General features: G+C 73.2%; 4 protein-coding genes and 1 pseudogene. 3 read left to right on the top strand and 2 right to left on the bottom strand.

Going from position 1 to position 4,308, the window contains the following annotated elements:
• Positions 1–668 (top strand): SCO family protein (locus G3573_RS20370; protein WP_163263497.1); only part of this gene is annotated, 668 nt, incomplete at its 5' end.
• A gap of 2 nt (positions 669–670) precedes the next feature.
• Here G3573_RS20370 and G3573_RS20365 read toward each other — a convergent pair.
• Complete coding sequence (locus tag G3573_RS20365; RefSeq protein ID WP_163263496.1) at positions 671–1,936, bottom strand: NAD(P)/FAD-dependent oxidoreductase; 1,266 nt, start codon at positions 1,934–1,936, stop codon at positions 671–673.
• Positions 1,937–1,995: 59 nt separating this feature from the next.
• Entirely contained in the window at positions 1,996–2,199 is a 204-nt protein-coding gene (locus G3573_RS20360) for a hypothetical protein (RefSeq protein WP_163263495.1), read from the bottom strand.
• 173 nt (positions 2,200–2,372) lie between these two features.
• On the opposite strand from G3573_RS20360, the gene G3573_RS20355 reads away from it, so the two are divergent.
• A complete protein-coding gene (locus tag G3573_RS20355) occupies positions 2,373–3,890 on the top strand; it encodes an acetyl-CoA hydrolase/transferase family protein (protein ID WP_163263494.1) in 1,518 nt (505 codons plus the stop codon).
• Positions 3,891–4,031: 141 nt separating this feature from the next.
• Positions 4,032–4,308: pseudogene (locus G3573_RS20350) on the top strand (hypothetical protein); the annotation flags it as partial.

Below are 4,308 nucleotides of genomic sequence, written 5' to 3'. Positions count from 1 at the left end.
TCGTCCTGCTGGCCGTGGCTGGCGGCCTGGCCGTGGCCTCGCAGCGCGCCCAGGCCGCGCCCGAACCGATCCGGCACGCCGGCGGCCATGAGGCGCACGCGCCGGCCCCGGCCGACCTGGGCGGGAGCTTCGTGCTGCAGGACCTGCGGGGCGCGCCGGTCACCTCGGAGAGCCTGAAGGGGCGCTGGACGCTGATGTTCTTCGGCTACAGCCGCTGCACCGAAGCCTGCGCGCTGGCGGCGCCGACCCTGGCCGAGGCCTCCCGGCGCCTGCGTGACGAGGGCCTGCCGGCGCAGGCGGTGTTCGTCGACATCGACGCCATGCCCAGCCCCGCCGTGCGCCCGCGTCGGGCGGAGCTGATCGCGGCCATGCCGCACGCCGAGCACGGCGTGCACGACGCGCCGGCGGCGGCGAGCGGGCTGGCGCGCAAGTACGGCGACGACCTGCTGGTCGTGTCGGGCACCCGGCTGCAGGTGAACCGCGCCGCCGCCCTGTTCCACGTCAACCGCGAGCACGTGCCGGCCCGCCCGAAGGAGCACGGCCACAGCATCAACCACACCAGCTTCGTCTACGTGCTGGCGCCCGACGGGCGGGTGGTGGCCTTCCTGGAGCACGACCTTTCACCCGCGGCCATGGCGGCCGAGGTGCAGCGGCTGGCGGCCGGCTAAGCTCAGGCGTCGGTGATCAGCCGCGCCCCGCGCCGGCGGGTGACCCAGGCCCACAGCCAGTCGGTGGCCACCGCCAGGCGCTGGCGCAGCCCGATCAGGAAGTAGACGTGGGCCACGCTCCAGAACAGCCAGCCCACGAACCCGGTGATCTCCACCCGCCCCAGCTTCACCACGGCGGCGTCGCGGCCGATGGTGGCCAGGTCGCCCTGGTGGCGATAGCGGAACGGCGCGTCGGCCGACGCCCCGGCGATGCGGGCGCCGATCAGCTTGCCGACGTAACAGCCCATCTGCTTGGCGGCCGGCGCGATGCCGGGGACGGGCTTGCCGTCGGCTTTGACGACCATGGCGGCGTCGCCGATCACGAACACCTCGGGCCGGCCGGGCAGGGACAGGTCCGGGCCGACCAGCACGCGGCCGGCGCGGTCGTGCTCGGCGGGCAGGGCGCGGACCAGGGCGGCCGCCTGAACGCCCGCCGCCCAGATCATGGTCGCCGCCTCGATCCGCCCGCCGTCCAGCGCCGCGCCCTCGGCGTCGACGCCGGTGACCATCCGGCCGGTCAGCACCTCGACGCCCATGGCCTCGAGCCGGCGTTGGGCGTAGGCGGCCAGATGCTCGGGCATGGCCGGCAGGATGCGCGGGCCGGCCTCGACCAGCACGATCCGCGCGGCCGCCGGATCGATCGAGCGGAAGTCGCGGGGCAGGGCGTCGCGGGCGATCTCGGCGATGGCGCCGGCCATCTCCACCCCGGTCGGGCCGCCGCCGACCACCACGAAGGTGAGCTGGCGTGACAGCTGGTCCAGGTCCTGGGCCAGTTCGGCCCGCTCGAAGGCGCTGAGGATGCGCCGGCGCAGTCGCAACGCGTCGTCGATGCTCTTCAGGCCCGGCGCCCAGGCCGCCCAGTCGTCGTGGCCGAAGTAGGAGTGCGTCGCCCCGGCGGCGAGCACCAGGTAGTCGTAGGGGAACGGGCCGTCGGCGGTCTCGACCACCCGCGCGTCCAGGTCGACCGCGCGCGCTTCCGTCAGCACGACGCGCACATGGCGCAGGCGGTGCAGGACCTCGCGGATCGGCCAGGCCACCTCGGCCGGGGAGAGGGCGGCGGTGGCCACCTGGTAGAGCAGGGGCTGGAAGGTGTGGTGGTTGCGCCGGTCTATCACCGTGACCGAGGCCATGGCGTGGCCCAGCGCGCGCACCGCCTCCAAGCCGCCGAAGCCGGCGCCGACCACCACCACCCGGGGGCGGGTGCGCACGGGGCGGCTGGGGTCTGCCATGGCTGCGCTCCTGTCGTGGACAGGAACCCGGCGGGGGCGCGTGGGGTTCGGCGGGGCTTTCAGGCGAAGGCGCGACCGTCGGCGCCGTGGGCGATGCGGCCGGCCAGCTCGACCACGTTGCGCAGCACGAACAGCACCACCGCGAACAGCAGCCACGCCATCACCCGGGCGCCGCGCGGCGCGCGCACGGCCAGCTCCAGCGCCAGGCCGCCGAAGGCCAGGACCAGCAGGACGGCGAAGAAGGTGAAGGCGAGGGCGGCCATGGCGGGGCTCCGTTTGCGACAGAGCCAGGATGTCGGGCGGTTGCGTCAGAAGCGGACGCATGTCGAATATGTTGGCGGCCAAACAAAACCCTGTGACCGCGCTTGCGGGCGCCCGCCCGACGTGAGACCGCATGCCCCGGGAAGGGGGATGAGAGTAGGAGCTTAGCGCCGCCATGAGCGCCCCCGAACGGATCGGAAATCCCGCCCTGCGGGCCAAGGTGATGCCGGCCGAAGCGGCCGCCGCCCTGATCGCCTCCAACAGCACGGTCGGCATGAGCGGCTTCACCGGCTCGGGCTATCCCAAGGCCGTGCCGCTGGCGCTGGCCGCGCGCATCGAGGCGGAGCGGGCCGCCGGGCGCCCCTCGCGCCTGCGGGTGTGGACCGGCGCCTCGACGGGGCCCGAGCTCGACGGGGCGCTGGCCCGGGCGGACGGCATCGAGTTTCGGCTGCCCTACAATTCCGACCCGCTGGCCCGCGAGCGCATCAATCGCGGCGAGATGGAATACCTGGACATGCACCTGAGCCAGGTCGCGCCCATGGCCTGGGAGGGCTTCCTGGGCCCGCTCGACACGGCGGTGGTCGAGGTGACGGCGATCCGGCCGGACGGCACGCTGATCCCGTCCTCGTCGGTGGGCAACAACAAGACCTGGCTGGAGCGGGCCGACCAGGTGATCCTGGAGGTCAACGCCTGGCAGAACCCGGCGCTGGAGGGGATGCACGACATCTACTATCGCACGGCCCTGCCGCCGAACCGGGTGCCCATTCCGCTGGTGCGCCCCGACCAGCGGATCGGCGAGCCGGGCTTCCGGGTCGATCCGGCCAAGATCGTCGCCATCGTCGAGACCGACGCGCCGGACCGCAACGCGCCCTTCACCCCGCCCGACGAGACCGCCCGCGCCATCGCCGGCCATCTGATGGAGTTCTTCCGCCACGAGGTGGCGCGCGGGCGGCTGCCGGCCTCGCTGCTGCCGCTGCAGTCGGGGGTGGGCAACATCGCCAACGCCGTGCTGACCGGGCTGAAGGACGGGCCGTTCGAGAACCTGACCGCCTACACCGAGGTGATCCAGGACGGCATGCTGGAGCTGCTGGACAGCGGCCGCATGCTGAGCGCCTCGGCCACCGCGTTTTCGCTGAGCCCGGACGCCGCGGCGGCCATGAACGCGCGCATGGCCGACTATCGCGACAAGATCATCCTGAGGCCGCAGGAGATCAGCAACCACCCCGAGCTGATCCGCCGGCTGGGCTGCATCGCCATGAACGGCCTGATCGAGGCCGACATCTACGGGGCGGTGAACTCCACCCACGTGATGGGCTCGCGCATCCAGAACGGCATCGGCGGCTCCGGCGACTTCGCCCGCAACGCCTTCATCTCGGTGTTCATGACGCCCTCGACCGCCAAGGGCGGCAAGATCTCCGCCATCGTGCCGATGGTCAGCCACGTCGACCACATCACCCAGGACGTGCAGGTGATCGTCACCGAGCAGGGCCTGGCCGACCTGCGCGGCCTGTCGCCCAAGCAGCGGGCGCGCGCGATGATCGAGAACTGCGCCCATCCGGACTTCCGCCCGGGGCTGGAGGACTATTTCCAGCGGGCGTTGAAGGAGTCCTACGGCCTGCAGACCCCGGTGCTGCTGGACGAGGCCCTGTCCTGGCACCGGCGCTATCTGGAGACCGGCTCGATGCGGGTCTAGGGCGGGCGTAGAGGCGGCGACTCGGGCCGCCCGCGGCGCAAAGGGGCGGCGGCGTCACGGGGGTGCGACCTTTGCGCACGTGGACGGCCAAGCTTCCGGCGGGCGACGATCAATTCCAAGCTTTGCAGGAGATCGCCGCCGATGTTCGCCCGAAAGAAGCCCGCCCCCGCACCGAAAGCCGCCGCGCCGAGCGCGACCGACGCCTTGCTGGGGGCGCTTCTGGGCGACCCGATCGATCCACCCGCCGAGCTCTCCGAGGCGGCGTCGCCCGTGGCCGAGTCCGCCGCTGAAGCTGAACCGAAGGCCGCGTCCAAGCCCGAGCCCAAGTCCAAATCCGAGCCCAAGTCCGAGCCTGCTCCGGCGCCGGCCGCGGCGCCCGCCCAGCCGGCGCGGGCCGAGCGCGCCCCCGCTCCGGCGG

Source organism: Caulobacter sp. 17J65-9 (assembly GCF_010975005.1).
In the GTDB taxonomy this organism is placed as follows: domain Bacteria; phylum Pseudomonadota; class Alphaproteobacteria; order Caulobacterales; family Caulobacteraceae; genus 17J80-11.
The sequence above is the reverse complement of the archived record's forward strand: the minus strand, read 5'-3'. Positions and strand labels throughout refer to the sequence as shown.

What these genes read in the sequence shown, in the direction of transcription:
- G3573_RS20365 (WP_163263496.1), bottom strand. Translation starts at nt 1,936, where the DNA reads ATGGCAGACCCCAGCCGCCCCGTGCGCACCCGCCCCCGGGTGGTGGTG.
- G3573_RS20360 (WP_163263495.1), bottom strand. Translation starts at nt 2,199, where the DNA reads ATGGCCGCCCTCGCCTTCACCTTCTTCGCCGTCCTGCTGGTCCTGGCC.
- G3573_RS20355 (WP_163263494.1), top strand. Translation starts at nt 2,373, where the DNA reads ATGAGCGCCCCCGAACGGATCGGAAATCCCGCCCTGCGGGCCAAGGTG.